The sequence below is a fragment of the Kitasatospora sp. NPDC004669 genome (assembly GCF_040609455.1).
GTDB lineage: Bacteria > Actinomycetota > Actinomycetes > Streptomycetales > Streptomycetaceae > Kitasatospora.
This window is the reverse complement of the sequence record NZ_JBEXKB010000012.1, coordinates 105,705-132,346: the sequence shown is the minus strand read 5'-3', so window position 1 is coordinate 132,346 and position 26,642 is coordinate 105,705. Positions and strand designations below refer to the sequence as shown.

Genomic DNA, 26,642 nt, shown 5'->3' with positions numbered 1-26,642 from the left:
GAGAGGAGAAGCCCCTGATGTTCGAGCGCCTGCGCAGCGCCGTCTGCGACACCGTCGTCGAGTTCCAGGGCCACCGGGCCCGCTACGTCCGGCTGGTGATGGACGCCGACGGCAACGCCGACCGCGTCGCCTGGCTCCACCGCTGACCCGCGTTCCCCGCGCACATATATGGAGGAGGAGCCCGCCGTGGCTGCCCGCACCCGCAACCCCGCTCGCCGTACCATCGCGGCCAAGCCCGCCGTCCCGACGACGAAGACCGTGCCGGCCAGCACCACTGTGCCCGCCACCCACGACCCGGCCGCCGCCGACGCGCTGCTGGAAGCGGCCCGCACCGAGGCCGATCAGCTGCGCACCGCCGCGCAGGCCGACGCCGACCAGCTGCTCGCGCAGGCTCGCGAGCAGGTCGCCCAGGCCGAGGTGCGGGCGAAGCAGGTCCGGGCTGAGGCCGACGCCGTCCTGGCCGGTGCCGAGCAGCAGGCGACGGCGGCGGCCGCCGACCTGGAGCACCAGCTGGCCGGCGCCCGCGAGGAGCTTGCCGATGCCATCCGGCGGCGCACCGCCGCCGAACAGGCGGTCGCCCGCCTGGCGGCGCTGACGGAGCAGCAGGTTCAGGCCGCCGAGGACACGGTGGCCCGGGCCCGCACGATCGCCGACGGCGAGCTGACCGCCGCCGAGCAGACGGTGGCCCGGCGCCGCCAGGCCGCCGAGAAGCTGCAGGCCGAGGCCGAGGCCGAGTACGACCGGATCGTGGCCGCCGGCCGCGACCGGGCGCAGCAGATCATCGCCGAGGCCGAGCAGGTCAAGGCGCAGGCGGAGGAGGAGGCGCGGGCCACGGGGGAGCACGCCGAGCACCTGGTCGCCGAGGCCAGGCAGCGCGCCGAGCATCTGGTCGCCGTCGCCGAGGCCGACGCGAAGGAGCGGCGGGAGAGCGCGGCCCGGATGCGTGGGGAGGCCGAGGCTGAGGCCGCCGAGCTGCGTGAGCAGGCCCGTGGTGAGGTTGACGAGGCGAAGGAGATGGCCGTCCGGCTGCTCGACGACGCCCGCGGCCGTGTCGCCGACCTGACCGCCGAGGCCGAGACGGAGGCGGAGCAGCGCCGGGCGGAGGCGGACCAGGTTCTGGACGCCGCCCGTGCGCAGGCCGAGGAGGACGTCGCCGAGGTGATGGCCCGGGCGCAGGCCAAGGCGTCCGGCGTGGTCGCGAAAGCCGAGACGGAGGCCAAGGAGCACCGGGCACAGGCGGAGGCGGAAGCCGACGCCGCAGTGGCCCGGGCCGAGCAGCGGGTGCGCGAGGTGCTGGCCGAGGGCGCTCGTCAGCACGCCGAGGCGCAGGCCCGGGTGGACGCCTGCCGGGCGGAGGCCGCGAAGGCCGAGGAGCTGATCGAGCGGCAGCGGGTGCGGGAGGACCGCACCGACAAGTGGGGCCCGAAGATCGCCCTGTGGGCGACGATCACCCTCACCGCGTCCGGCGAGTTCGAGCTGGCGCAGCTGGCTGGCTGGCCGTGGTGGGTGGCGTGGGCGCTGCCGCTCGGCATCGACGTGTACGTCGTCCAGGCGTTCCGCCGGCACCGGGACGTGCCCGGCGCGCTGATCCTCATGGTGCTGGCCAACGCGACCTACCACCTGGCCAACGCCGGGCTGTTCGGCGTCGTCAAGACCGGCCCGGACAAGGGTCACGCTCTGTGGTGGCTGATCGTGGGTGTCGCCGCCATCGCCCCGTGGGTGATGTGGCGCCTCCACAAGATCACCGACAAGCCGAAGGGAAAGCGCGGCGAGAACGGCGGCGGTGAAACCGCCCCGGCCGCCCCGGCCCGTGAGAGCGCCGTCGTCGCCGGGGCCGGTCTCACCGAGCCGGGCGGGGCGGTTTCGCCGCTCTCACCGGCCGACCCGTTCGACCCGCGAGAGCCGGGCGTCTACGAAACCGACCCGGGTGAAAGCGGGAGCGGTGAGAACGGCCGCCCGATGAGGCTCGTTGAAAGCGGCCCGGCCGTCGCTGATAACGCCAGGTCAGGCCGTGAAAGCGGCCGTGAAAGCGGGCGCGGCGCCGCGCTGGTCAAGCGCGGCGGTGAAAGCGGGAAGCGCCCCTCCGCCAGCGACGCGGAGATCGAGGCTCAGGTCACCTCGCTCGTGACTCTCATGATCCGCCGTCAGGGCGCGGACACGGTTTCACTCGACGAGGCGATCAAGGTCACCGGCAAGAGCCAGGCCACCGCCTGGCGCCGCCTTGAAACCGCCCGCGAGCGCTACACGCAGACCGGCTGAGAACCGGGCCGCTCCCACCGCTCTCAGCAGAGCGGCGCACGGCTGCGGCTCGGTGAAGCCGATCACGGAGAGCAACGCATTGTCGGTCTCTCCGGTGGCCACCAGGGCGCGGGAATCGCCCTGGTGGCCACCGACGGCGCCGACGGCGCCGAGCACCACCGTACAGAGCCTCGCCCCGCTGAAGGAGCCCCCGATGAACACCCTGGAGTACCTGGTCGGCCTCGTGCTGGTGGTCCTGGTCGTCGTTCTGGCCGCGACCACCCCGCTGTTCCTGGTCCACGCCCGCGGGCGGGACCACGGCGCTGGCTGCTGGTGGTGCCACCCGCGGCTGCGTCGCCGCTGACCGACCTCCCACCCACCGAGATCCGGACATCTCGGCTGGTCACCGGGCCCTCGACAGGGCTTCCGGCGGCCGGCGAAGGCGTCCGGCCCCGGCGCCGAGCACCACCGCAGCGACCCGGACATCCGGCCGGAGCCCGGGTCCACAACATCACCTGGAGAACACATGTCCCAGAACCACAATGGGTGGACGTCGGAGCACCTGCTCAAGCCGCAGGGCACCAACCTCTACGCCGCGCAGCAACGCGAGCGGCTGCGGAAGATGGCCAACGAGGTCCAGGGGCTGCTGAGCGAGTACCGCGCGGCCCTGGAGGACATTCACATCGACGGCGACAAGCCGCTGGAGGCGAAGGTCCGCGCATTCCGCGCGACCCGGCCGATGGCTGCCCTGGAAAAGCACCTGCGGGCGGCCGTGAACGAGGCCGGAAAGATCGACACCGCCTACAACAGGCTGTATGTCGAACTCCCGGTCAAGCGCGAGAAGCGCGCGACCGCCAAGGCGCTTCAGAAGGCCCACAAGGCCGGAATCAAGAACGGCCAGGGAATGCAGGCCGTGAACACGGCGGCGAACCTGCACGGAATCGCCGCCGGATTCTCCGCCGACCAGAACGGAAACGGTGACGGAAACGCGCAGGAAAAGCCCGCCGCGACGTTCCTGGATTTCCTGAAGGAGGCGTGAATCCATGGCACTCACTCCCGGGCAGCTCGCTCACTGGAATCAGCGCATCGCGGCGACCGCGACGAATTCCGACCGGGCGCAGGCGCTGTGGGACCTGGCCCGCACGATGGCTGGCCCGGACGAGGCGGCGTGGGCGGACCTGGTGCGGATGCTCACCGCGTGGACGCAGGCCCGCGCTGGCTCCTGACGGCCCGGCTGGCGGGTGACTCTTCGCGCTCACCGAATCCGCCGCGATGCCGTCATCCGGGGTCTCCACGTGCGCGCACTGTGCGCGCACGCGAGGGGCCCCGGATCGGTGACGGACAGTGACGAACGATTGGAGGCGGCCGGATGGCCGACGACACCACCGGGGGGACCTTGATCGGCCTCCCCGGCCTGACCCTGCCGGGGGTCGTGGGCGAGGGCGGCCCCGGCGACGGGCTGCCGACCCTGGCCCCGCTGACCACCGAATTCGCCCCGCCCGCGTCCCTGTCCGTTCCCGAGGGGCCCGCACTCGGCGGGAATGCGGAAACCGCCGTCCACGGAATGGAGGCCGCTTCGGCCGCCGGGGACGGCTCGCTCGCCGGGGTCGCCTCGATGTCAACCGTGATGATGGCGGGAATCACGGTCGCCGCGCTGCGTGGCGCCTATCACGCGGTCGCCTACTTGAAGGCCCGCGCGGAGCACTTCAAGGCCGTCCGGGACCAGCAGAACGCGGCCACGGGAAAGGCCAATACCGAGCTGGAAAGGGCCCGCGCGGCCGCCCTGGCGGCGCAGCAGCGGGGCCGCGTGCAGTCAGGTCCTGAATTCGGTCGGAACTCCCGGAATTCCGGGCCGAATTCCTCCCCGAATTCGGGTCGTCCGAATAGTCAGGTGCCCTCGACGTTCCGGTCCACTGGGCAGACGGGGCCTGGCGGTCCGCAGCCGAAGAAGCCCGAGACGGGCCGTGGAGGCCCCCAGGGCGGGCGTCCGGGACCTGCGGGCAGCACCGGGCCCAGGAGGGTCCAGGAGGCTCGCAGGAAGGCCCTGGAGGACTCCGGCCGCAAGGGCCGCCAAGAAGGGAATTTCGGGGCCCAAAACGGCTCCCGGAACGGTTCTCTGAACGGCGGTCAGCAGCGCCCGGGACGGCAGCCGGCCGGGTCGGACACGATCCGCGGAGCGGCCCGCCAGCGGGCCGCCGACCGGATCCTGAACGGCCCGAAGGACAAGCAGCCGGGAAGTGACCGGAAGGGGCCGGGCGACCGGCCGGGCAAGCCCGAGCGGCAGCCGGCCGGGCCGGACACCGTGCGCGGGGCGGCGCGGCGCCGGGTCGCCGACCGGATCACCACCGGCACCTGGAAGCCGACTGGCACCCACGGCGGAGGCGGGGCCACCCCGACCACCATCCGCGGCGCGGTCCGCAAGCGGGCGGTGGACCGGATCCTGAACGGCAAGAAGCCCAAGGACACGGCGAGCACGGCGAAGGACGGCACGGCGGACACGTCGAAGCCGACGACGCCGAGCACCGAACTCGTCGTGCGGCCCGGGAGGACGGGAGCCGGAACGGGGACGGGCACCGCGGGCACCGCGTCGGCCGGCGCCCGGTCCGGCCGCCGGTTCCGACGGGTGTTCACCCCGGGCGGGGAGAGCGGCTCGCGGCCCTGGCGGCTGCGCAGGCCCGGCACCACCGCCCCCGGCAGCCCGGACGACCTCCGGGCCCGAAAGCGCCGCGAGCAGCAGGAGCGCAAGGCCCGAAAGCGCCGGGAGCAGCAGGAACGGAGGGCGCGGAAGGCCCGCGAGCGCGCGGAACGTGCGAACGTCCGCCGCGCGCAGCGGGCCCGCCGCGACTACGGCACCGGCCCGACGGGCCAGGCCGACGGTGCGGGCGCGGACGGGTTCGGTCCGCCGCCCGGCTGGGTCCACAGCCCGGGCGTCAAGGTGCGCCGCTACGACCGGCCCGACCCCGACAGAGCGGCCCCCGCCATCGGCCGGGGCCAGGCCGCGCTGCCCCGTGCCCCGCATCGCAGCCCGCATGCGAGGCCCGGCACTACCCGCCCGATCCCGATGCCTGCGGCATCACCCGTTGGAGGACGACCCGTGACCATCCCCGTGCCCAGAGCGGCGTACGGAACCCAGTACCAGGGTGACTCGGAGCTGACGATCCACGACGTCATCGAGGCGGATGCCGACATGGCGGAGGAGATCCTGCAGGGCGCCGACGACGCCCGTGAGGCGGCGGAGGGCTGCGAGAAGCTGCTCGGCCGCCTGGAGGCGCTGCACGCCAAGGTCGTCGACCGGAAGGTGCCGGGCGTCCTGGAGGGCATGGTCGCCTCCCTGATCGAGAACGCGGAGGAGGTCAAGGCGAAGGCGGACTCGGTCGCCGAGAAGATCCCGGCCGCCGCCGAGGCCATCGCCGTCGCCGGGACCAACGCGGCTCGCCGCGACAAGCAGGTCGCCGACACCACGCGCGACATGGGCCACGCCGCGCCCGCCGAGCGCGACTACCACGAGAAGTAAGGAGGACCAGCCCGATGTCCGACACCGACCTCGCGCCGGTCGCAAGCCACGCCCCGGCCGCCGTCCACGACGCCCCCACCGAGCGGCCCGCCCCCGGAGCCGAGGTCGCCTCCACCGGCGGCGCGCTCGCCTCCGCCGGCGAGGTGATCCACGATGCCGTCAGCTACGGGATCGTCGTCGCCCAGCTCGCCATCGCCGCGGTGCGCCTGGCCTACCTGTCCGAGAAGGTCACCGGCACCTACGAGTACGTCGAGGGCTGCGCCGAGTCGGTGCAGCGCCTCGCGGACCAGGCTGCCGGGATGAACGTCGACCGGGACACCGTTGCCGAGCACCGCGACGCTGCTGCGGTCATGCTCTCCGTCCTCGACGAGGCCGAGGCCATGGCCACCGCCACCGCCGAGCTCTCGACCCTCTTCCAGCAGACCGCCGACGCGCACGAGGCCGACTACGGGCCGGTCGACGACGCGATCGCCGCCAAGGAAGGCGAGATGGCCGACCGCGAGTTCTACGCCAACCGCTGACCCCACCCCAGGGGCGGCCGGTGCCGCCCCCGCTGACGGGTCCGCGCCGGCCGCCCCTTCGCACACCCGAAACCCCGCCGCTTCCCCGGCGGCACCCGCGAAGGAGCCCCCTCCGATGATGTCCCTCGGCCCGCTGCGCGGGCGCATCGCCGTCGCCCGCGGCTACGTTGGGCGCACCGCGACCCTCGCCGGAACGGCGGGACTTGCGGCTGGCGCGCTCTCCACCGACGCCCTGCCCTTCGTCGTCACGATCAGCGGTGCGGGCGCCGCCACCGTGTGGGGCCTGATCTGGTCGGCGACCCTGCCCAAGGGCCGCATCCGTGACGCCGCCACTGCCCTCTACCTCGTGGCCCCCGTCAGCGCGGCGGGACTGCTTGTCACCGAGCGCCTGGTCCACGGCCTGCGCTGGTGGGAGCTTGCGCTGGATGCCGCGTGGGCGGTGGTTACCTGGAAGGTCCGCCCGGCCCGCATGGCTCGTGTCCTGGCTGGCCGCGAGCGCTCCCTCACCCCCGAGGCCGTCCAGCAGGTCCAGGAGCAGCAGGCCGCCGCCCTCGTCCCGGCCGGCTCCACCCACCCGATGTCGATCTGGTGGGCGCAGCGGGTCGCCGTCGAGGGTGGTGTCGCCCCCGGCACCGTGCTGACCGACGTCGAGCGCACCGGCGAGAAGGGGATGTCCGGGCTGATCCGCGCCGCCGTCCCCGGTACGCCGGTGCCCACGATCTCCATCACTGCCCTGTCGGCGCTCCTGGACTGGGACGAGGAGGAGATCAGCGTCGCGAAGGTGGCCGGCCGCGGCGCCGGGGTGCGGCGCCTGACGGTGGGCACCGCCGACCAGGAGGCCCTCGACCCCTACACGCACTGGATCAAGAACATCGCCCCGAAGGGCATGCCCGGCACGGTCATCACCGGCGTGCGCATCATCGACACCGACACGAAGGAACTGCACTGACGTGGGCCTCATCTACGAGCTGACCGTCCAGGCCCCGCCCGGCGACGTCATCGGTTACGACATGGCCCGCCTCGCCGACGCCATGGACATCAAGGACCCCGCCCGCCTCGCCGTCGAGACTCACGGCAGCAAGGGCCTGGTCACCATCTACCCCGAAGACCCCCTCGCCGACGTCCTGCTGCCCGACCCCGAGTGCCTGGCCATGGACTCCACCGGCCGGATCTGGGTCGGGCTCCACCACAACGGGCGCCGCACCCGGCTGCGCCTGTACGACCCGAAGTCCGGCAGCGCGCAGCGCATGCTGCTGTTCGGGACCACCGGCGCGGGCAAGTCCACCGGCGGGCAGATCATCCTCGCCGGGATGAAGCGCTCCGGGGTCGGCGTGTTCTACGCCGACCTCAAGGGCGGTCAGTCCGCGCCCGAGGCGCGCGGCAACTGCGACTGGTGCGTCTACACGCAGGAGGGCGCCATCGCTCAGCTGCGCGTCTTTTGGAACGTCATGAAGGCCCGCGAGGTCAGGTACGCGGCGGCCGGGCGCTCGAAGTTCCTGATGGACCGCCCGGACCCGCTGATGTACATGGTCCTGGACGAGGCCAACCGCTTGTTGGAGAAGGGCGCCCCCTACCGGGACGAGGCGACCTTCTACATCAAGGACATCGGCCGCACCGGCCGCTCGCTCGGCATGGGCATCGCGCTGTTCGCCCAGGCCGGCCACCTCGAGGAGCTCGGCGGCTCCGACACCCTGCGCTCCATGCTCAAGGAGGGCGAGGTGATCCTGCTGCGCTGGACCAGCAACCTGATGCGCCAACTCGTCAGCGACGGCCTTCTGCCCGCCGGGCAGAAGCTCGCCCAGATCCCCAAGTACGCGGGCGCCGTCGAGCTGATCAGCCAGTTCGATGACACCGAGGCGGACGAGGACCGGCCCGGCACCCAAGGCGGCGGCTACCACCTCTCCGGCCTGCACCCCACCGCCCGCATGCGGTTCTTCCGCGTCGGCTCGCCGGTGCCGACCGACGGCCTGGACCCCGAGATGCTCGCCCTGTACGGCGACGGCCCGCACGCCGTGTTGGAGAAGGAGTCCTGGGAGGACGCGGGCGAGGCCTACGTGGGGAAGCTGGACGAGATGGAGGCCTACCAGGCCGCCTGCCCGGAGAAGTTCCAGGAGCCCGAAGACGGCGGTGGCGGCCGGGGCCGTGGCGGCAACGGCGGGAACCGGGGCGGTGGTCGGGGGGCGCGCAGCGCGCCGGTCCCCGTCATCCCCGCCTCCACCCCCGAGCCGCGGGCCGCCGGCCGCCTCAACCTCACCGACCGCGTCCTGGCCGTCCTGGAGAACACCGACGGCGAGGACCTGGATGACCTGGAGGTTCTCGCCGCAGTCAACGCCGACGGCGGCCGCAAGGTCAGCCTCGGCGGCGTCCGCAACGCTCTCACGGGCCTGCGCGGCTGACCACAGCAGTACCGGCAGGTGCGGCACCGGTCAGTCCTCGCAGAAGTTCTCCGCGTCGCAGTCCCAGCAGAACCACGACTCCGGAACCTCCACGACGTCGCAGCAGTCGCAGCCCTCGCCGTACACACGGTTGTCCGCACCGCAGTTCCAACAGGCGTAGTGCACGTGCGCCATCGCGACCCCCTCGTCTCCAAGCCCCGCACCGCTCGGTGCGGGGCGCAGTCCGAACCTGACGTACCACCAGGCCCGGCCAGCAAACACCCGCTCCGGCCCGCCTGTCCGCCCAACCCGCCAACGACCCGCCAGGAGCAGCCGTGGCCGTCACCGTCTCCCTCGCCGTCCTCTTCGGCGTCATCACCGTCGTCCTCTACCGGGGCCGCGCCGTCGGCTTCTGGCCCGGCCTGGCGCTCGTGCTGTTCGGCTTCACCCTCGCCTCCACCGGCGCCGGCCCCGCCATCAACCAGCTGCTCACCAACCTGGTCACCGCGCTCAGCAACGCCGCCTCCTGACCCACCGCCACCCCGACCAGCCCACAGCGCCCCGGAAGGACACCCGCCCGTGAACACCCACCGCGCCACCGCCACCCCGCTCGGCTCCCACCAGGTCGGCCCGGTCGACCTGCTCCTCGCCGAGGCATCCCTCGACCCGCGCGTACGGTCCCAGCCCTTCAAGTGCACCTTCGAGGACGCCGTCACCGCGCTCGCCGCCCACCGGGCACTGATGGAGCTGCGCTACCGCAGGGCGCTGCCCGCCGCGCCCCGACGCCCGCAGCTGCCGCCCGGCCCGCCGCGCGCCGTCGTCGTCCTGGACGAGGCCGCGTACCTGATCGGGCAGCCGCGCAGCGGCAAGCAGCCCCCGCAGACGGCCCGCCTGATCCGCGAGATCAGTGCGCTCGGCCGCACCACTCGCATCCACGACTGACCACCGCCCACCACCGCCCACCACCGCCACCGTGCCCGCCGCCCCACCCCGGAGCGGCGGGCACGACCGTCTCCCGAAGGGATCGCCCCCATGACCACCACCGCCACCGAGTGCTACGCCGAACTGACCCGCGACCACGAGGAAAGGATCCGGCTCGCCGTCCCGGCGCCCCGCCCGCCGGCCGACCGGCTCCTCGACCCGCGCACCGGCACCGTCGCCATCGGCCGCTACGCCGACGGCACCGAGGCCCAAGCGCTGCTGTGGGACGCGGACGGCGCCGTGCACGGCCGCATCGCCGCCGACACCGGCGCCGGCTCCAGCACGCTGATCGACCACCTCCTGGCCGCTGAGCACACCAGCCCGCTGATCGAGTCGTGGGCCGCCGCCCCGTACGGAATCCGCCCCGGCCTGGCCGACCACACCGCCTCCACCCGCGGCGAGACCCTCGACCTGCTGCGCGAGGCGGTCGCCCTGCTGAACCAGCGCCTGGCCGACACCGACTTCACCAGCGGCCCCTACGCGCCCACCCCCGAGCGGCCGCTGATCTCCATCACCCTCGCCGACTGGCCGCGCCTGGCCGCCGGCGCCCCGCAGATCCGGCACCTCGCAGGGGAGATCGCCTGCGCCGGCCGCCCGGCCGGGATCGGCCTGCGGGCGGAGGGCAAGGGCGAGCTCCCCACGTCGATCCCCCTGCAGGCCCACCTGCGCCACGTCCAGCTGATCGTCCTCGGCACCCGCCACACCCCGGGCCTGGGCGTGATTGGCCAGGCCCCGTTCGCCTTCGCGCAGAAGTTCCGCACCTGGGCTCCCCAGCTGTAGCCGCTCGCTCCCGGCCTCTCCGGGGGCCGCCGGACCCGCCCGCCACCCGGCGGCTGGGCCCGGCGGCCCCAGAAGGCGCCGCGGCGCCCCCGCCCACCCCGCTTCCCCGAAGGAGACCCCCGTGCCCGGCACCGACATCCCGAACAACGACTCGCAGGTCATCCTCCTGGAGCGTGGCTACGTGCCGACGAACATGGACGGGCAGCTCGTCGCCGTGCCGCTGGGCCCGGACTGCGGGGACGCCACGTGCGTGCCCGCGCTCGTCGACGGCCAGGCCGTCGCCGTGCCCGTCTTCGACGTGAGCGCCCACCTGGACGCCATGGCCGCCCGCCTGGCCGACCGCCGCCGCGCCGTCGACGCCCTGGACCCCGTCCCCGCAGCCGCACCGGCCGTCGACCCCGGCCTGCCGCTCGCGGTACGCCAGTACGTCCTCTACGGCTCCATCGCCTCCCTGGCGGCCGGCGGGGCGGTGTGGATGCTCGGCGCCGCCGTCGCCGAGGTCGCCCCCCACGCCGACCAGCTCGGCGACCTCCTCAAGTGGGCCGCCGTCCTCGTCGCCGCCGTGGTGCTCGGCGTGGCCGGCCTGCTCGGCAAGCTCCGCTCCGTCACCGCCGGGACGGCCGGGGCGTCCGCGACGGCCAGCGGCGACGGTGCCAGCGCGACCGGCACCGTCCTGGCCCTGGTCCACCGCAACCACACCACCACCATCGGCAAGCAGTCCGCCGGCTGGCGCGGGGTCATCAACAACCACAACGGCTGAACCCGCCGACCGGCCCCCTCGCACCACGGCACCCCAGGCCGGCCGCACGACGCGGCCGGCCCTTCCGCCGCACCACCAGACCTAGAACAGGAACACGCCGTGAACCAGACCGACTCCCCGTTCGGACAGCACCAGCCCGGCACCTCCTCCGACGAGCAGCAGGCCAGCACGCTACGCGAGGCCGCGGCCCGGCGACTGCGCCGACTCACCGCCCCCGGCGGCTGGCTCGACCAGCGCCGCCGCGAGCTGACCGCCGCGATCAACGACTGGAGCAGCGCCGAACACTGGGTCCGCACCGTCACCTACACCGTGGCCCTCGCGCTCGGCCTCCTGATCCTCGGCACCGCCGGCGGCATCCTCCTCCAGGCCGCGGCCGCCGCCATCGGTGCTGTCCACCTGCCCGAGCACATCCCCGGCACCGGCGACGGCCTGGCCACCACCATCACCCACCCCGTCCACGCCTACCTCGCCTCTCACACGCCCGCGCCGCTCACCGAAGCCAGCGCGTACGGCGTGTGGAAGACCTTCGGCCTGGCCGCCGGGGCCCTTGCCTGCTTCTCCCAGGCCGCGACCTGGCGCCTGGCCTGGACAGGCTGGTCCGTCGTCACCGTCACGATGGTCTGGAGCGGCACGGACCCCGCTGGCCGCACGGTCGCCGTCGGCATCACCGCGGCCGCGCTCGCCGCCGCCTCCGCCCTTGCCCTGCGCGGCATCTCCTTCAGCCTGCGCCCGCTGGTGATCAACCGGACCGAAGTCCAGCCGCAGATCACCGTCCAGGCACCCGCGCCCCAGCCCTCCCCCGGACCGGTCCGGCTCACGTCGCTGCCGAACCCGTCCGGCCCGTTCGACCAGCGCCACTGATCCAGCCCCCGGGTGGCGGCCCACCGGCCGCCACCCCACCACTTGCCCCCGCACCGCCGACAGGAAGGCACCACCACCGATGAGCTGGGCGATATCCCGCGAAGCCCGCATCGCAGCGCTCTACGAACGGCTCCACCACCGCTCCGGAATCCTGGCCGGCCTCACCCCCGGCAGCCCCTCCCACGCGGGCATCCAGGCCGAATGCGACGCCATCCACGCCGAGATCAGGCGCCTGGAAGCCGCCGTCGGCATCTCCCCCAAGGCCGTCCTGGTCACCATCGGCCTCATCCTGCTGATCGCCTGGAGCCTGCTCCACCACTGACAACCGGGCCGTGACGCTGCCCACCACCACGCCCCGTTCCCGTGCCAGCCAGGCCCGGGGGCGGGGCGCGGTGGTGCGCGGCGCGGCCGCCCGGCCGGACACCCTCCACCAGGGAGCAACCCCATGCCCAACACCGCCACCGCCACCCCGACCTTCGCCAGCCTGGCCCAGCGCCACGGCCGCGAACTCGCCTACATCGCCAAGCAGGACACCAACCCCACCGCTCCCGCCGACCCGGCCAGCATCGACGCCACCGCGCTGATCGAGCTGGTGACTGACGCCGCCTCCGTCCTCGACCGGGCGCACCACGACCAGGACGCCGAGACGCTCGAGTCCGCCGCCCGGCTGCTCACCGAGGCCCACCACGCCCACGACGCCGACCAGCCCGCCCTGCTGCGCCGTGCCGCGCGCTACCTCCGCGACAGCTACGACATGGCCTGCGAACTCGCGGACGAACTCGGCGACGACCACGACTTCTGACCAGCCGCCCCGGCCGGGACCGCCCGCGCGGTCCCGGCCGGGGGCGCGCCGGTCGCGGCCTCACCGGCGACGACGGCCGCCAGCACCCCGGCACCCGCCGGTCACGACCGTTCCGGCCACCGCCCGGTGATGCACGCGTTCCGCACCCAGCACACCTCCTGACACCCTGCTGGAAGGACCCTCCCGAATGACCACCACCGTTGCCGCCCACCAGCTCGCCGAGGCTCTCAGCCAGGTCATGCCGCACATGGCCAGCCCGGCCGGCAGCACGCCGATCCTGGCCGGCGTCCACGTCGCCAACGACGGCACCCACCTCCACGCCGTCGCCACCGACCGCCACACCCTCGCCGTCGCCCGCCGCCGCCTGCGCGACTGCGAGGACGAGTGGACCGTCACCGTCGGCGCCGTGCACATCGCCTACCTGCACGCCTGGGCCGAGTCCCACCCCACCCACCGCGACACCGTCGACCTGGCCGTCGAACCCGGCCAGCTGACCGCGAGCAGCACCGCGGGCCGCATCGCCGTGCCGACCATGGACGGCGTTCACGCCCCGTGGCAGGCCCTGCTCGGCAAGCACCTCGACCGCCCCGCAGAGACGGTCGACATCGCCGGCCTGGACACGCAGTACCTGGCCCGCTGGGCAAAGGCCGGCCGCCACCTGCAGATCAGCCAGGCCGCGCCCGAGGCGCCGTTCGTCCTGGCCGGGCTCGACTTCATCGGCCTGCAGATGCCCGTCCGCCAGATCCGACAGGAGGCGCCGAGCCGCGCCGCGCTCGCCGCCGACTGGGCCACGTCAATCGCTAACGGCGCCCCTGCGAACGTCGACCTGCCGCTGCCGGCCGACGGCGACGCGGCACCGGCCATGACCGAGAACCTCCTCAAGCAGGTCCTCATCTCCACCCAGGAGCTGTACGACGTCGTCGGCGGCGAGGACCGCGCGGCAATCGCCGCGCACACCCGGGCCGGAGCGCACGCCTGGACCGCGCACCGCCTGCTCCAGGTCCTGCGGGTGATCGACCCGCGCACCACCGAACTCGCGCTCGCTGACATCAACGGCGAACTCGAGGCCGGCGACTTCCCGGAGCTCGCCTTCGACGACGCCGAGACCCTCGGCCACCAGCCGCAGGCGTGGATCGACTCCTACACCACCGCCCGCGACAAGCGCGCCGCCCAGGCCACCGAGAGCCCGGCGGCCAACTGACCGCCGACGCCCATACGGCTGCTGACGACCCACCGACACCACTGACCCCGGCCACCCGGGCCGAGCCAGCGTCCCGCCGACCGAGCCACCCAGGCCCGGCGAGCGGGGCGCCGCGGTGCGCGGCGCGGCCGCCCGGCCGGACCACACAACGCCCCACGCCAGGACACCGCACCCGCACCCAACCGGAGGACCAGTGACCGCCAGCCCCGACCAGGCCGCCCCGCAGTACCGGGCGGACCTCTCCGACCTCGAGCCCCTCGCCGCCCGTTGGGCCGCCAGGCGCGACGGCCGCCCCATGCCGCCCCTGGACCAGGCCACCCGCCGGAGCCTCATCCGCATCCTCACCGAAGCCGCGGCCCGAGGCGCCGCCCTCAACCCCCAGGCCGCGCAGCTCGCCCAGACCCGCGCCGACCAGCTGCGCGCCGGACTGGACTGACCGCCGCCGGACGCTGACGCTGCCCACCACCGCGCCCCGCCCACTGGCCAGCCGGGCCGGGAAGCGGGGCGCCGTGGTGCGCGGCGCGGCCGCCCGGCCGGACATCACCTCTTGTGATCGGAGAACCGTGGCACCCGAAACCACCGCCACCACCGAGTCCTGCAAACACCGTCTGCGGCGGCTGGAGCGGATCGAGTCCCCGCTGATCGCCCAGCTCGCCGCCGCGATCGGCCACCTGCGCACCGCCGGCGAGCACGCCGACCCGGCCCAGAGCCTCGCCCACTACCCCGGCCGCACCGTCCGGGATCTGACGAGCTGGGTCGGCGGCAACGTCCAGATGATCGCCGAGCTACTCGTCCCGTTGATCGCCCCGCACACCCGGGTGGAGATCACCAGCTACGGCGTCCTGCACCAGGACCCGCCGCTCGGCGACGCCCTGACGCTCGACCTGACCACCGCCCTGCGTAATCCCCCGGAAGACCCGGAGGTCCGCGAGGTGATGCTCCACGCCAGCGGCCTGGACCAGGTTGTTTACGACTACGTGCTGGCCACCCCCGGCGCCGTCGAGATCGCCGAGCGGACCGTGCTGCGCGTCCTCGCCCAGGCCGCCGCGCTGCCCGGCTGGCCGGTCGCCCTGCACGTCTACTGCAGGGGCGGAAAGCATCGCAGCGTTGTCCTGGCCCGCAAGGCCGGTGAGCTGCTGCGGGACGTCGGCGCGGACGTGGGCGTGACGCACCGCCACGTCCACCTGCCGGTCGTCGAGATCGGTATGGCCACCGTCACCGTCCCGTCGGCGGAGATCAGCGACGACCCGACCGGCGCCTGGACCGGTGACGCGTGAAGCGCACCGCACTCCTGACCGCCGCGGCCGGCACCGCACTGGCCGCCGCCGGAATCACGCTCCGCCTGCGGCGCCACGCCACCACCGTCCCCGTCCCGGACGAGCCGGCGGCCCGGTGGGGCGACCTGCCTTGCCCGCCGCTGCTCGAGGACGTCGGGCACCTGCACGACTGGCTCGCCTCCGGCGACTGGGCCGACCCCACCGACGTGCTGGAAGCCCTGCGGCAGCAGGCCCCGGCCCAGCTCCTCGCGGACCTGCTCCGCGACCTGGCCGCCGACCTGTCCGCCGCTGGCCACCCCGGGTCGGCCGCGCGGGCCCGCGAGGCCGAGCAGCTGCTGCGCCGGGTCGGCGCGATCCTCGGCGAGGCCGACTACGACGAGGACGGCTCCCCGTGCCCGGACGAGCCGCACGAGGCGGACTGCCCCGGCGGCTGCGGCGGCACCGGGGTGCTCCTGGAGACCATGACCTGGGACGACCAGGGCGACGGGATCTACGTGCCGGTCCACCAGGAGCCCGCTGACTGCCCGGGTGGCGGGGACCGCCTGCCCCACGGCGAGGACTGCGAATGCGCTGGCACCAGCTACACGTACGAGCCGGGCTACCGGCACCGCTGCCTCGGCACCGTGCCGCTCCGGGCGTTCCCGTCGTCCGACGACGACCCCTGGGACAGCGCCCCGCAGTACAGCGCGGACGACTACCCGGGCTGACACACCCTCCCACACAGCACCGCGGCCCGCCTGATCTCTCAGACGGGCCGCAGCCGACTCCCGGGCGCGGCCGGCCAAGACCTTCCACAGCCGACCGGCCACACCCGGGCATCCCTCCAGCACGAGACAGAAGGAATACCCAGTATGGCGACCACCGTCCTCACCCGTCCCGCCCTTTGTCCCACCCCGTCGCCGGGCCAGCGCCAGCACGCGGCGTCCGCGATCCGCGCCATCGGCCAACTGGCCCCGCGCCCGAGCCGGGCCCGCTACGCCTGCAACACCTGCTCGGTCGCCTGGTCCGGCCCGGAGGCCGACTGCTGGTGCTGCGGCATGCCCGCCATCCACGCCCGCAACGACGCCTCCCTCCTCCACCACCTGCTGCTCGCCCCCGTCACCCCCAGGAAGGCGGGCCCGCGGTGAGCACCCACCTGCCCGAGGACCTCGACCGGCGCCTGGCCGCCGAACTCGTCCCCCAGCGCCCCGCCCCGCCGGCCCGCCGCCGCACCGCGCGGTCGGCGCCGGTCGCCGCCGACCCGCTGGCCGCCGAGCACCGCCCCAGCTCCTGGCCGCCCTGAGCACCACCACCCCGAGGAGGACCGCAGCATGAGCACCGACCACCACGGCCAGGCCGTGCCGCTGGACCTGATCCTCGGCCCGCACCTGGCCGCCGCCGTCATCCGCCGCGCCGCCACCGCCCTCCAGCACGACGACCTGCTGCCCGAGCACACCGCGCTGCGCCTGGCGTGCGAGCGCGCCTCCGACGGCGATCCGCTGGTCCTGGCCGCCCCCGGCCAGATCTGGGAGCTGCGCGCCGACGTCGACCCCGACGACGCCCCCGCCCGCCGCCTGGCGGTCCACCTGCGCCTGACCGGCCCGCCGCGCGTCTACGTCTCCGACCTGGACGACCCGACCGGCGACGGCGCGATCGACGAGCTGCTCCTGGAGGTCCTGGACCTCTACATCCTGGCGTCCTGGGACACGCGCTTCCTTGCCGCGCCGACCACCGCCGTCGGCTGACCGATGCCCACTGACACCGCCAACCCGGCCACCGTTCTGATCGCCGCCGAGAGCATCGATCTAGCCCCCACCGCGCCCCGGCAGGACGCCGACGCCGCCGTGCGCACCGCCCGGAGCGCCCGCGACGAGGAGGACCTGGTCCTGCTGCTCGACGCCCTCGGCCTGCCCCGCGGCGAGGACGACCTCGCCCGGCTCGCACCGCACCTCGCCACTCCGGCCGGTACCACCACCACCGGCCGTCCCGACCACCACGACGGAGGCACCACCGTGTCCGACACCTTCACCGCCACCGAGCCGGCCGAGCAGGGCGACGTCCTGGCGACCCTGGACCCGATGACCCGCGAGGTCGCCCTGTCCATGCGCTACCGGGGCGACAGCCCGCTGAAGATCCTGGCCGCCACCGGCCTGGACGAGAGCGACCTGCAGCGCCTCATCGCCCAGCACCCGGACGCCGCCGAGCAGGCCTCGCCCTACGGCAGCGCCGTGGACGACCTCCTCGCCTGGGGTGAGCAGCACGCGCAGGCGAAGGTCCAGCGCCTGGCCGAGCAGGCCCGCCAGTCCCTCGGCAAGCTCCTCGCCCAGCGCGCCAGCGACCAGGCCGTCGCCGCCCACGAGAGCAGGGTCGCCACCCTCAAGGCCCAGTTGCAGCGCGCCGAGCAGGCCCTGCGCGACGCGAAGGCCGGCAAGCCGACGGCCGCCCCAGCCCGGTCGGCCGGACCGGCGGCGGGAGCGGACCTGGCACAGCCGGCCGACAAGGCCGTCCGCAACGCGATCCGCGCCTGGGGCGCCGAGCACGGACACACCGTCGCCGACCGCGGCGTCATCCCCCAGACGGTGCTGCGTGCCTGGTACGACGCCCACCCCGACACGCTCGCCCAGGCCGGCTGACCGTGTCCGCCCGCCCGAGCACCACGCCGGGCCACATCGTCGGCGCGGGCAGGGTCACCCTGTCCCGCCCCGACGGCGGCGCCGGGCCCGACTGGGGCGCCTACGCGCTGCTCTCGGTCCTGGTCGTCATGCCCAAGCTCGACCCCACCCGCAGCAACGGCTTCTCCCGCTGGGCCCGCTGCACCGACCCGGACGCGATCCGCCAGGCCCTGGCCGACGACGTCCGCCCCGCCCGCCTCCACGCCCTCAGCGTGCTATGCGAGCGCAAGATGTGTTTCCTCCAGTGGGCGGCCCGCCTCGCACTCGTTGCCGTCCTCGCCATCTCCGCCGCAGCGCTCCTGTCCGCCGCCGTCTGACCACCCACCACCCCACCCCGGAGGCACCCGCCGTGACCACCACCCTCCCCACCACCCGGCCCTGCGCCCTCGGCCCCGTCAAACCCGGCGACGTCGTCGTCATGATCGGCGCCAGCGGCTCCGGTAAGTCCACGCTGCTGCTCACCGTGCCGCCGCACCAGATCGTCAGCCTCGACCAGCTGCGCGCCGTCGTCTCCGAACCCGGCGACCAGGCCAGCACCCCGGACGCCGTGCTCCTCCAGCACCAGATCCTGAGCATGCGGCTGCGCCGGGGCCTGACGACGTACATCGACAACGTGAGCTGCGAGAGCCACCACCGCCTCCAGCTGGTCGACCTCGCCCACGCCCACGGGCGGCGCACGGTCGCGGTCCTCGTAGACGCCCCGCTCGACTTCTCGGGGGGTCCCGGCCCTGTGGCGTGACGTTGGGTTAGAGCGCTTCGTTGGGAGTCGGGAGCCGGTTCTCGGGGGGTGTTGCTCTGTGGCTGGTCGTTGTGAGTTCACAGAGCCTGAGGTGAGAAGTGCGAGCGTTTCCGATTCGAATGCCGTCCGGGGTGCGGTACTGGACAGTTGTCGATGACCGCTTGGAGGTTGTACGTCCGGCTGACCGTTGGCTTCGCCATCTGCGTTTCGGGCAGAACCGGGCGGAGCTAACGACCAAGGGCTACGCCGGTGATGCCGCCCTGTACCTCACCTGGTGCTTGCGGACGGGGCGGCAGTGGCCGGAGGCGGCACAGGACCTGGGCTTGTTCATGGTGTGGCTGCAGTACACCCCGATCGAGCCGGACGGCAGCATCGGCACGGTGCGGATGGGGCCTGGAGCCGAGCTGGTGCGAGGTGAGCGCCGGGTCAACCGAATCCTGACCGGGGTCCGGGGGTTCCTCACTCACGCGATCCGCGACGGCGCGGCGCCGAAGTGGGTGCTGGGCGTGCTCTACGAGCTTGCCGACACGCGAGGCCTGCCGGAGGAGGCGCGGGGCGAGGGGACCGGGCTGGCCTACCGGCTGAAGGCTCGGCACCGACTCCAGGAGCCGGTGTCGGCGGTTGACCGCACCAGCGATGAGCAGGTGGTGGCGATGTTCCGGGAGTGCCGCAACGCCCGGGACCGCCTGATCGTGCTGTTGCTCTCCCGGGTCGGGCTGCGCCGGGGGCAGGTGGCGGGGCTGCGCAGGGAGGACTGCCACCTCCTGATGGATTCGCGGGCGTTGGGCTGCGCGTCGGAGGGGGCCCATCTGCACGTGGTGCGCCGGGAGAACTCGAACGGGGCGTGGTCGAAGTCGCGGCGCCGGTGGGTTCAGCCGGTGGACTTCCTGGTGGTGCAGGCCTTCGACCAGTACGTCGCCGAACGCCACGAGCGGCTCGGCGCCGACGGCAGCGACTTCCTGCTGGTGAACCTGTTCCGCGCACCGCTGGGATCACCGGTCACCCCGGACGCGATCGGCGACCTTATCGAGGCCCTGGCCGCCCGGGCCGGCCTGGAAGGGCCGGTGGCGCCGCATCGGATGCGGCACGGGTTCGCGAGCAACGTCGCGGACGCCGGCGGCACGCTCGATGAGATCCAGGCCTTGCTTGGCCAGAACCATCCGGCCTCTGCCCAGCCGTACCTGCACCCGGCACCCACCCGCTTGCGGGAAGCGGTCGAACGGGTCGCCAGCCCGCGCGAGCTGACCGCCGAGGGCACCCGGTGACCGCCGCTGTGCCGGCCCAGACCGGCGCCGGAAGCAGCGATCCGGTCGTCGCCGCGCTGTGGGCGGCGGTCGACAAGGACTTCTTGGACCTGCTGGGCTGGGATCCGCAGGTTCGCGTGCTCCACTTCCCCAGCGAGCACCCCCAGCTCGGTACCCGCGCCTGCATCCACCCCGGGTGCGACAGGGCCAGTACCTATGCGTGCGGCCTGTGTTCGGGCTGCCGGCCCCGTTGGAAGCGAAGCGGTCTTCCCGTCGAGGAGTACCTGGCGACGGCCCAGGCCAGGCGGGTCCGTTACGCCGGCGACGGGCAGTGCGTCGTGCCGGACTGCCCGCGGGCGTGGCGGTCGTCGGCGAAGCTGTTGTGCGCCGCTCACCACTACCGGCGGATCACCGTACTGAAGTTGTCGCTGGAGGACTTCCTCGCCCATCCCGAGACCGGGCCGCTGCCGTCGTTCGGGCTGTGCGAGACCGTTGCGTGTGTGCGGCAGCGGACCGGAGAAAGGTCGCTGTACTGCATGGCTCACGACTGCCGGCTGCGGGAGTTGCGGCGGCGGTACGGCACCATCGACGAGGAGCACTGGCGACGCACCGCCGCACCCATCGACGTGGGCCGGGAAGTCAACCTGCGGGGACTGTCGGAGCGGGTCGTCGCCGAGGTCGTCCTCGGCCTGCAGCAGCGCGTGCGCGACGGCGCGCGCACCTGCTACTACAAGCTCCGCCCGTTCTGCGACCTCCTGCGCGAGCGCCAGGCCACCGCGGTCGAGGACCTGCCTGTCGAAGGCCTGAGCAGCCTGAACCGCCAGCTGCGCACCACGATCGTCAGGGACTGCGAGCGGGCCCGCATGTCCCCGGAGAGCGAGCGTCACAAGGACGTCTGGGACCTGCTGGCCTTCGGGCAGACCGGCTGGCTGTACTTCACCAAGATCAGCCAGCCCTGGCTGCGCGAGGCAGCCAAGCAGTGGGCGCTGGACGACATGCCGCGCCGCCGCGGCAGTAGCGTCGGCACCGCCGTCCAGTCCCATATCCGCGCGCTCAACCGTCTGTCGGAGAGCCTGCGACTGCAACGCCCCGACCGGGGAGATCACCTTGCCGTCCTGGGCCGCGACGACATCATCGCCTACCTGAACCGCATGGCCTACCTCGAACAGCAGGGGGAGGTCACGCTCAAGACGCGACGGGAGTACTGCGTCAACCTGCGTCGAATGCTGGCGCGGATGCGGGCGATGGGCCTGACCCGCCCAGGCCGGATCCTGCACGGGCTGGCGGACGACTTCGCGCTGGGAGTGGACGACGTCCCGGCCGTTCCGGACGAGGACGAAGTCGGGCACGACCTGCCGGTCGAGGTCATGCAGGCCCTGTGCGCGCACCTGCCGTGGCTGGAGCAGGGCCACGAGCGCGAGATCCGGCTCGCTGTCGAGCTGGTCATCGACACCGGGCGCCGCCCGGTGGAGATCTGCCGACTGGCCTTCGACTGCCTGGAGCGCGACGGGGCAGGCAAGCCAGTGCTGGTCTACGACAACTTCAAGTCCCACCGCTACGGGCGGCGCCTGCCGATCGCCGAAGCGACCGCCGGGCTGATCACCGCCCAGCAGGACCGGCTGCGCGCCAAGTACCCGGACACACCGCCCGGCCGCCTCAAACTCCTGCCGACGTCCTACCGCTGCCTGGACGGCACCCGCCCCATCAGCGTCGCGCGCCTGCAGGCCCTGCACCGGGCCTGGGTCGAGAGCCTGCCGCAACTGCGGGTACCGACCAAGGTCGAAGTCGACGGGCAGCCCGTCACGCACCTGCTGGCCTTCGACAAGAGCAAGATCTTCCTCTACGCCTACCGCCACACCTACGCCCAGCGCCACGCCGACGCCGGCGTTCCCCCGGACGTCCTGCAACAGCTCATGGACCACGAGCAGGCCGTCACCACCCAGCAGTACTACCGGGTCGGTGAACAGCGGCGCCGCGAGGCCGTCGAACGGGTCACCGCCATGCAGTTCGACCGCCACGGCAACCGGGTCTGGCGCACCGTCAAGGCCCTGCTGGACACCGAGCGCCTGCGCCGGGCCGTGGGCGAGGTCGCCGTCCCCTACGGACTGTGCAGCGAACCGTCCAACGTCGCCGCGGGCGGCCACGACTGCCCGGTCCGTTTCCGCTGCGTGGGCTGCGGCCACTTCAGCACCGATGTGTCCTACCTTCCCGACCTGGAGGCGTACCTCGCCGACCTCCTCCGCAGCCGTGAACGCCTGGCGGCCGTGATCGACGCAGACGCCTGGGCGAAAACCGAGGCGACGCCCTCCGACGAGGAGATCCGCCGCGTCCGCCGCCTGATCGGCCGGGTGAAGCACTCCGTCAACGAGCTCTCCGAGCAGGAGCGCACCGAGATCGAGCAGGCCACCGCCCTGGTGCGACGCGCCCGCAACAACGTCGTCCACCTTGGTCTGCCAGCCGTCCGCCAGCCACTCGTCGACTTCCGACCAGACAGGACCCTGTGACCACCACATCCATGGCCGACGGCCGCCGGGCGGACTCCGCCCGGCGTCGCCAGCGCGTCATCAAGGCTGTCGCCGCCGCCGTCAAAGCCGGCACACCCATCACCGTCTCCGGTATCGCCCGCCAGGCCGGTGTCGACCGCGCCTTCCTCTACCGCCACAAGGACCTGCTCGCCCAGGTCCACGCCGCCGATTCCGAGCCGAGGGCCGACAGCACCGGCCCCCTCGTCACCCGCGCCTCACTCCAAGCCGACCTGGCCAACGCCCAAGAACGCGCCGGCCGTCTCGTCGCAAGGATTCGGACCCTGGAGGGCAAGCTCTCCGAGCTCCTCGGCGAGCAGGCGTGGAGAGACTCCGGACTCGGCGGACCCGACGACATCGACCAGCTCAAGCGCCGCATCACCGCCCTTGAACAGCAAGCGGTCGATCTCACCGGTCAGCTGGAAGAGCGCAACGAAGAACTCCAGGCCGCCCGAGCTGCCAACCGCCAGCTGATCAGTCGGCTCAACACGGGCCACTGACCTCGGACGCGGGGGCGGTGGGACAGTGATCACTTGCCACCGCCCCCGCAACGACGAGCTGGAACGCCTGCATGCCATCCATCGGGGTGCCATCGGGATGCAGCCCGAGTGCGGCCGCAAGAACCACGGGGAGATCCGCCTCGGGGACAGCGACGCGCAGCTCCGCGAGGACGTCGGGAAAGTCGACGTCATCGATGGCGCCCAGATACTCCTGGCGCAAGCGGTGGATGACCTCCACCAGCTCGGGCCTCAGCCGCATCCAGGCGCGGGACGTCCGGATCTCATCCGCGACCTGATCCATGAACCAGCGCATGACCTCGTACGGGATGTCCAGGTGCCGTCCTTGGGGATCGAAGCACACCGTCGGCTCGCGCGCCGGGTCCTCGTCGGGGATGACCGCGGTCACCACGGCCCGTTGCTCCCGGACGAGGTCCAGCTCCAGGTACCAGGCGTCGTCGGGCACGGAGTACATCGCGGTGATCGCGTAGTCGCGGCTGGGGTGCGTGACCATCGTTCTCAGGCCTTCGGGTCGATCGGCGGTGTGGTGTGGACCTCGGCGTCCGGGGCCAGCCGCAGACCGGCTGTGGCGAGGAAATCGGTGAGTTTGATCCAGCCGCCGTTGGTTCCGTCGTCCCAGCTGGTCCAGAGCCTCGACTCCTCGCCGTCCCAGGTGTCGACGTCCTCACTCGGATGCTGCTCGACAGTCCCCTCACCGTGCCGGTATCGCAGGTACAGGTACTGACCCGTGGTCGTCCAGGCGTCCCACTGCGACGGGCAGCCCCCGGAGGTCTGCACCACCCGAGCGAGGGTCACATCCTCGTGCAGGTGGGCCTCGACAGCGCCCAGATGCTGGTCGTGGGCGATGAGGAGGTCGTCCACGAGACCGAGCAGGCGGACGCTTCCGCCGGGGAACTGGAGCGTGAGACCGGCCGTGAAGCTGACACGGCCGTCGTTGTAGTCGATCTGCCGAACCGACCGGATCGTCTGCCCGACAAACCGGGTCACCGGAACATCCGGCGAATCGTCGATCACGGAGACGCTTCCGTACTCCTCCATCGAGTACGGACCATGCGGCTGGTCGGCCCGCAGAGACACGCCGGTCGAGGGCGTATGGAACAGAACCGGGCCCAGGCCCTCCAGGTGAAGCCACAGGTGCACCAGCGACGGATCGTCGTCAGCGTAGTGATGCCAAGCCGTGGTCACCTTCAGCAGTCGCCTCCCGATCAGGTCGGCGGCAAACAGCTCCTCATCGTCGATCACCCGCCGATGCTCGCACGGCCTCACTCAGAGGACACGCGAATTCCTGACCGGCTGCCGCCGCCAGGACCCGTCTGTCAGCGGTCACGCTCTTCCCCACGATCTACATGATCAGCTTCACGTAATTCCTCACCCGCACCGTCACGCTTCCCCATGGGGATGGCGGTTACGAGTAGATGCCCATCGGCAGGGGAAGGCCCATCCCCGCCTCTCCCTGCCATTCACATGAGCAACGGGTCGACCGGCGGCCATGGGTAGCCCAGTTGCTCGGCATCATGCGAACCTCCCCAGACCTCGGCGGTGGTACGGGGATCGTCTGCAGTCAGCCGCGCTTCAAGGCGCTCGGCCTGGTCCGATGGGGCGTCCGCGGAGATTGGGAGAGTCATCCCGAACTGCAGCCAGGGCAGATCTGTATCGGCCCGGTCAGGGGGATGCCTCAGGACGACGTGGATTCGATCGGGTTCCTTGCGGGAGGCCCAGACGCCTTCCAACTCGCACTCCCACCGAACGAGCCAGTCCCCGCGTTCTCTCAGTCCCGCCTCAAGCAGCCGCGCAACCGCTCCCGCCGGCCACTCCCAACTGCGGTCCTCTTCGGCTCGCAGGACCTCGGCCTCGTACTGACCTGCGGTGAACCGAAGCTCCGGCAGGTCGAAGTCCTGATTGGCCAGGTCGCGCCATCCCGCCCAGACAACAAGCTCCCCGTCACGCCTGACGGTCACGTACAGGGCACCACAGCACTCCTCCACGCCGCACCCGGACCAAGCGAGACGAACCTCATGAGCCGTCGCCGCGGCATGCAACGGCCCGTCCTGGCCCAACAGATACCGAGGGCCTACTCCCAGATACCGGGAGCCTCCCACGCCACCGGGGACCACCTCGGCCAGAAGATCCCGGCCATTGACGATCGGGCGGACCTCCACACCGCCCTCGTCGGGCGGTGGGCACACGATGCTCAGACTCAGAAGGTCCGGTCCCATGGTCATCGACCCATGATCGCGGAGCCGACTCGCAACTGTCATGTGAATTCGCTTGGCCTCCACTCAGGGGAGTAGTTCGGGCCACCTCCAGGCACGCTGGCCCCTGGACACGGACGGGACGACAGCTTGGGGAATTGCGTGGCCGTCCACACCTCCCGCCGACGTTGCTGGCGACCACTGACGAGTGAAGCCGGCCGATATCCCTTGCGCCACACATGTTGTGATTACTACGGTGCCGACTCATAGCCACTGAGCTGCGAAGACTCCGTCGTGAGTCCGCCTCAGGATCGGCGACCTCCTGAGAACTCGACCTCTGCCTCGCACGGAACTCGGCCAGGCCCGACCACCAGCGGGTACCGGAGGACGAGCTGCGCTACCAGCACCGCATGGCCCGCTCCGCCCGCGAACTCCTCCTCCACGAGGGCTTCGACGAGATCCGCCACCACCGCACCGGGCACTGACGCTGCCCACCACCGCGCCCGCCGCCCCCGCCACCCAGGCCGGGACGGCGGGCGCGGTGGTGCGCGGCGCGGCCGCCCGGCCGGCACCCGACCCGTCTCCCGGAGGCACTCGTGACCGACACCCTGCGCACCCGCCTGGCCCGCACCGCCCTGGACGCCGCCGACAGCGTCGCCACCGTCACTGCCGCGGCCGCCGCCGGCCTCACCGCCTACCGCGCCCTCACTCACCGCCCGGCCGAAGCCCGCGTCACCCTCGCCCTCGCCACCGGCGCCCTCGCCGCCCTGATCACCGACCAGACCGCCTACAAGGCCCTCGCCCCGCTGCGCCGCCGTCTCGGTGCCGAGCACCACGGCCCGGCCCGCGAGGCGGTCCCGGCGCCGACCCGGGAGCAGCTGGCCGCCGACGTCTGCGCCGACGCCGCAGCCCGCGCCGCGTTCAGCGCGGGGCGGATCGACTACAGCCACGGCGCGCTCACCAAGGCGGAGAACTGGACCGGCGCGGAAGACGGCAGCGCGACGTGCGAGATCACCTCCACCGCGCGCCTGCTGGCCGTTCCGCGCCCGACCGACCACGACGGCTACACCAGCCGCACCTACCTGCTCGCCCGGGACGGCGAGCAGCCGGTGCCGATCCACACCATCGCGGACCTGGCCGCGCTCCTGGACGCCCCCGCCGCCGACACGACGCAGCCCACCGACGGCGAGGCCGAGGACGGCGGCCCGTGGGCCGCGCTCGGCGAGCACCTCGCGATCGCCGAACTCTGCCCCGCCCCGGCCGCCGACGACGAGGACCAGGCCGACGAGGACGAGGGCGAGGACGTCGACCAGGAGGCGGAGGCCCACGCCGCCGGCCTGCTGTAGCCGACCACGCCCAACAGCGGGCCGTCCCTCCCTCGAGGACCGGCCCGCCGCCACCGCACCTGACCACCAGCCACCAACCCGGCCCCGGCCCGCACACCAGCAGGCCGGGGCCGACCCGTC

At 73.0% G+C, this 26,642-nt stretch carries 34 protein-coding genes; 30 read left to right on the top strand and 4 right to left on the bottom strand.

Features of this window, described 5'->3' with window-relative positions; translation table 11 throughout:
* The first annotated feature begins 17 nt into the window (after nucleotides 1-17).
* The 9 genes from ABZW30_RS13310 to ABZW30_RS13270 all read left to right on the top strand — a co-directional run bounded on the left by ABZW30_RS13310 (nucleotide 18) and on the right by ABZW30_RS13270 (nucleotide 8,669).
* A complete protein-coding gene (locus ABZW30_RS13310; RefSeq protein ID WP_355671198.1) occupies nucleotides 18-146 on the top strand; it encodes a hypothetical protein in 129 nt (42 codons plus the stop codon).
* 40 nt (nucleotides 147-186) lie between these two features.
* Entirely contained in the window at nucleotides 187-2,259 is a 2,073-nt protein-coding gene (locus ABZW30_RS13305; RefSeq protein ID WP_355671197.1) for a hypothetical protein, read from the top strand.
* Nucleotides 2,260-2,452: 193 nt separating this feature from the next.
* Complete coding sequence (locus tag ABZW30_RS13300; RefSeq protein ID WP_355671196.1) at nucleotides 2,453-2,602, top strand: hypothetical protein; 150 nt, start codon at nucleotides 2,453-2,455, stop codon at nucleotides 2,600-2,602.
* A 162-nt stretch (nucleotides 2,603-2,764) separates the two neighbouring features.
* Nucleotides 2,765-3,277 (top strand): hypothetical protein, encoded by a 513-nt coding sequence (locus tag ABZW30_RS13295; RefSeq protein WP_355671195.1) that lies wholly within the window; start codon nucleotides 2,765-2,767, stop codon nucleotides 3,275-3,277.
* Between the two features lie 4 nt (nucleotides 3,278-3,281).
* Nucleotides 3,282-3,464, top strand: coding sequence for a hypothetical protein (locus ABZW30_RS13290; RefSeq protein WP_355671194.1), 183 nt, complete (start codon nucleotides 3,282-3,284; stop codon nucleotides 3,462-3,464).
* 143 nt (nucleotides 3,465-3,607) lie between these two features.
* Complete coding sequence (locus ABZW30_RS13285) at nucleotides 3,608-5,752, top strand: hypothetical protein (protein ID WP_355671193.1); 2,145 nt, start codon at nucleotides 3,608-3,610, stop codon at nucleotides 5,750-5,752.
* Nucleotides 5,753-5,766: 14 nt separating this feature from the next.
* Nucleotides 5,767-6,273, top strand: a complete 507-nt coding sequence (locus ABZW30_RS13280; RefSeq protein ID WP_355671192.1) for a hypothetical protein — start codon at nucleotides 5,767-5,769, stop codon at nucleotides 6,271-6,273.
* Nucleotides 6,274-6,388: 115 nt separating this feature from the next.
* On the top strand, nucleotides 6,389-7,222 hold the full coding sequence (locus ABZW30_RS13275; RefSeq protein ID WP_355671191.1) for a hypothetical protein: 834 nt from the start codon (nucleotides 6,389-6,391) through the stop codon (nucleotides 7,220-7,222).
* Nucleotide 7,223: 1 nt separating this feature from the next.
* Nucleotides 7,224-8,669: a transfer protein gene (locus ABZW30_RS13270; protein WP_355671190.1), complete on the top strand. Its 1,446-nt coding sequence runs from the start codon at nucleotides 7,224-7,226 to the stop codon at nucleotides 8,667-8,669.
* Nucleotides 8,670-8,699: 30 nt separating this feature from the next.
* Here the strand turns inward: ABZW30_RS13270 and ABZW30_RS13265 are convergent, their stop codons facing one another.
* On the bottom strand, nucleotides 8,700-8,843 hold the full coding sequence (locus tag ABZW30_RS13265; RefSeq protein ID WP_280684927.1) for a hypothetical protein: 144 nt from the start codon (nucleotides 8,841-8,843) through the stop codon (nucleotides 8,700-8,702).
* A 140-nt stretch (nucleotides 8,844-8,983) separates the two neighbouring features.
* On the opposite strand from ABZW30_RS13265, the gene ABZW30_RS13260 reads away from it, so the two are divergent.
* The 20 genes from ABZW30_RS13260 to ABZW30_RS13165 all read left to right on the top strand — a co-directional run bounded on the left by ABZW30_RS13260 (nucleotide 8,984) and on the right by ABZW30_RS13165 (nucleotide 22,966).
* Nucleotides 8,984-9,178 (top strand): hypothetical protein, encoded by a 195-nt coding sequence (locus tag ABZW30_RS13260; protein WP_355671189.1) that lies wholly within the window; start codon nucleotides 8,984-8,986, stop codon nucleotides 9,176-9,178.
* Nucleotides 9,179-9,227: 49 nt separating this feature from the next.
* Entirely contained in the window at nucleotides 9,228-9,590 is a 363-nt protein-coding gene (locus tag ABZW30_RS13255; protein ID WP_355671188.1) for a hypothetical protein, read from the top strand.
* A gap of 90 nt (nucleotides 9,591-9,680) precedes the next feature.
* On the top strand, nucleotides 9,681-10,409 hold the full coding sequence (locus ABZW30_RS13250; protein WP_355671187.1) for a hypothetical protein: 729 nt from the start codon (nucleotides 9,681-9,683) through the stop codon (nucleotides 10,407-10,409).
* 121 nt (nucleotides 10,410-10,530) lie between these two features.
* Entirely contained in the window at nucleotides 10,531-11,169 is a 639-nt protein-coding gene (locus tag ABZW30_RS13245) for a hypothetical protein (RefSeq protein WP_355671186.1), read from the top strand.
* Nucleotides 11,170-11,268: 99 nt separating this feature from the next.
* On the top strand, nucleotides 11,269-12,030 hold the full coding sequence (locus tag ABZW30_RS13240; protein WP_355671185.1) for a hypothetical protein: 762 nt from the start codon (nucleotides 11,269-11,271) through the stop codon (nucleotides 12,028-12,030).
* Nucleotides 12,031-12,109: 79 nt separating this feature from the next.
* Entirely contained in the window at nucleotides 12,110-12,352 is a 243-nt protein-coding gene (locus ABZW30_RS13235; RefSeq protein ID WP_355671184.1) for a hypothetical protein, read from the top strand.
* A gap of 123 nt (nucleotides 12,353-12,475) precedes the next feature.
* A complete protein-coding gene (locus ABZW30_RS13230) occupies nucleotides 12,476-12,832 on the top strand; it encodes a hypothetical protein (protein ID WP_355671183.1) in 357 nt (118 codons plus the stop codon).
* 187 nt (nucleotides 12,833-13,019) lie between these two features.
* Nucleotides 13,020-14,033 carry a hypothetical protein gene (locus ABZW30_RS13225; RefSeq protein ID WP_355671182.1) on the top strand — a complete coding sequence of 338 codons (1,014 nt, stop codon included), beginning with the start codon at nucleotides 13,020-13,022 and terminating at the stop codon, nucleotides 14,031-14,033.
* Between the two features lie 193 nt (nucleotides 14,034-14,226).
* A complete protein-coding gene (locus ABZW30_RS13220; RefSeq protein ID WP_355671181.1) occupies nucleotides 14,227-14,469 on the top strand; it encodes a hypothetical protein in 243 nt (80 codons plus the stop codon).
* Nucleotides 14,470-14,596: 127 nt separating this feature from the next.
* The gene (locus tag ABZW30_RS13215; protein WP_355671180.1) at nucleotides 14,597-15,310 is read left to right on the top strand and encodes an RNase adapter RapZ; all 714 of its coding nucleotides are present in this window, start codon (nucleotides 14,597-14,599) and stop codon (nucleotides 15,308-15,310) included.
* Nucleotides 15,307-16,017 (top strand): hypothetical protein, encoded by a 711-nt coding sequence (locus ABZW30_RS13210; RefSeq protein ID WP_355671179.1) that lies wholly within the window; start codon nucleotides 15,307-15,309, stop codon nucleotides 16,015-16,017. Before ABZW30_RS13215 ends, ABZW30_RS13210 begins: the two co-directional genes overlap by 4 nt.
* A gap of 144 nt (nucleotides 16,018-16,161) precedes the next feature.
* A complete protein-coding gene (locus ABZW30_RS13205) occupies nucleotides 16,162-16,437 on the top strand; it encodes a hypothetical protein (RefSeq protein WP_355671178.1) in 276 nt (91 codons plus the stop codon).
* Nucleotides 16,434-16,592: a hypothetical protein gene (locus tag ABZW30_RS13200; protein ID WP_355671177.1), complete on the top strand. Its 159-nt coding sequence runs from the start codon at nucleotides 16,434-16,436 to the stop codon at nucleotides 16,590-16,592. Before ABZW30_RS13205 ends, ABZW30_RS13200 begins: the two co-directional genes overlap by 4 nt.
* Before the next feature lie 28 nt (nucleotides 16,593-16,620).
* A complete protein-coding gene (locus tag ABZW30_RS13195) occupies nucleotides 16,621-17,034 on the top strand; it encodes a hypothetical protein (protein WP_355671176.1) in 414 nt (137 codons plus the stop codon).
* A 3-nt stretch (nucleotides 17,035-17,037) separates the two neighbouring features.
* Nucleotides 17,038-17,922 carry a hypothetical protein gene (locus ABZW30_RS13190; RefSeq protein WP_355671175.1) on the top strand — a complete coding sequence of 295 codons (885 nt, stop codon included), beginning with the start codon at nucleotides 17,038-17,040 and terminating at the stop codon, nucleotides 17,920-17,922.
* A gap of 2 nt (nucleotides 17,923-17,924) precedes the next feature.
* Nucleotides 17,925-18,278 carry a hypothetical protein gene (locus tag ABZW30_RS13185; protein ID WP_355671174.1) on the top strand — a complete coding sequence of 118 codons (354 nt, stop codon included), beginning with the start codon at nucleotides 17,925-17,927 and terminating at the stop codon, nucleotides 18,276-18,278.
* 32 nt (nucleotides 18,279-18,310) lie between these two features.
* The gene (locus ABZW30_RS13180; RefSeq protein WP_355671173.1) at nucleotides 18,311-18,700 is read left to right on the top strand and encodes an ATP-binding protein; all 390 of its coding nucleotides are present in this window, start codon (nucleotides 18,311-18,313) and stop codon (nucleotides 18,698-18,700) included.
* 329 nt (nucleotides 18,701-19,029) lie between these two features.
* Nucleotides 19,030-19,965 carry a tyrosine-type recombinase/integrase gene (locus tag ABZW30_RS13175; protein ID WP_355671172.1) on the top strand — a complete coding sequence of 312 codons (936 nt, stop codon included), beginning with the start codon at nucleotides 19,030-19,032 and terminating at the stop codon, nucleotides 19,963-19,965.
* On the top strand, nucleotides 19,962-22,448 hold the full coding sequence (locus tag ABZW30_RS13170; RefSeq protein WP_355671171.1) for a hypothetical protein: 2,487 nt from the start codon (nucleotides 19,962-19,964) through the stop codon (nucleotides 22,446-22,448). Before ABZW30_RS13175 ends, ABZW30_RS13170 begins: the two co-directional genes overlap by 4 nt.
* Nucleotides 22,445-22,966 (top strand): DUF6262 family protein, encoded by a 522-nt coding sequence (locus ABZW30_RS13165; protein ID WP_355671170.1) that lies wholly within the window; start codon nucleotides 22,445-22,447, stop codon nucleotides 22,964-22,966. The genes ABZW30_RS13170 and ABZW30_RS13165 overlap by 4 nt, the downstream gene beginning before the upstream one ends.
* On the opposite strand, the gene ABZW30_RS13160 is transcribed toward ABZW30_RS13165, so the two are convergent.
* The 3 genes from ABZW30_RS13160 to ABZW30_RS13150 form a co-directional block, all read right to left on the bottom strand.
* Nucleotides 22,950-23,477, bottom strand: a complete 528-nt coding sequence (locus ABZW30_RS13160) for a hypothetical protein (RefSeq protein WP_355671169.1) — start codon at nucleotides 23,475-23,477, stop codon at nucleotides 22,950-22,952. The genes ABZW30_RS13165 and ABZW30_RS13160 overlap by 17 nt on opposite strands.
* A 5-nt stretch (nucleotides 23,478-23,482) precedes the next feature.
* A complete protein-coding gene (locus tag ABZW30_RS13155) occupies nucleotides 23,483-24,226 on the bottom strand; it encodes a hypothetical protein (RefSeq protein WP_355671168.1) in 744 nt (247 codons plus the stop codon).
* A gap of 218 nt (nucleotides 24,227-24,444) precedes the next feature.
* On the bottom strand, nucleotides 24,445-25,206 hold the full coding sequence (locus tag ABZW30_RS13150; RefSeq protein WP_355671167.1) for a hypothetical protein: 762 nt from the start codon (nucleotides 25,204-25,206) through the stop codon (nucleotides 24,445-24,447).
* Between the two features lie 566 nt (nucleotides 25,207-25,772).
* Between ABZW30_RS13150 and ABZW30_RS13145 the strand changes: the two genes are divergently transcribed.
* On the top strand, nucleotides 25,773-26,522 hold the full coding sequence (locus tag ABZW30_RS13145) for a hypothetical protein (RefSeq protein ID WP_355671166.1): 750 nt from the start codon (nucleotides 25,773-25,775) through the stop codon (nucleotides 26,520-26,522).
* Nucleotides 26,523-26,642: the final 120 nt, after the last annotated feature.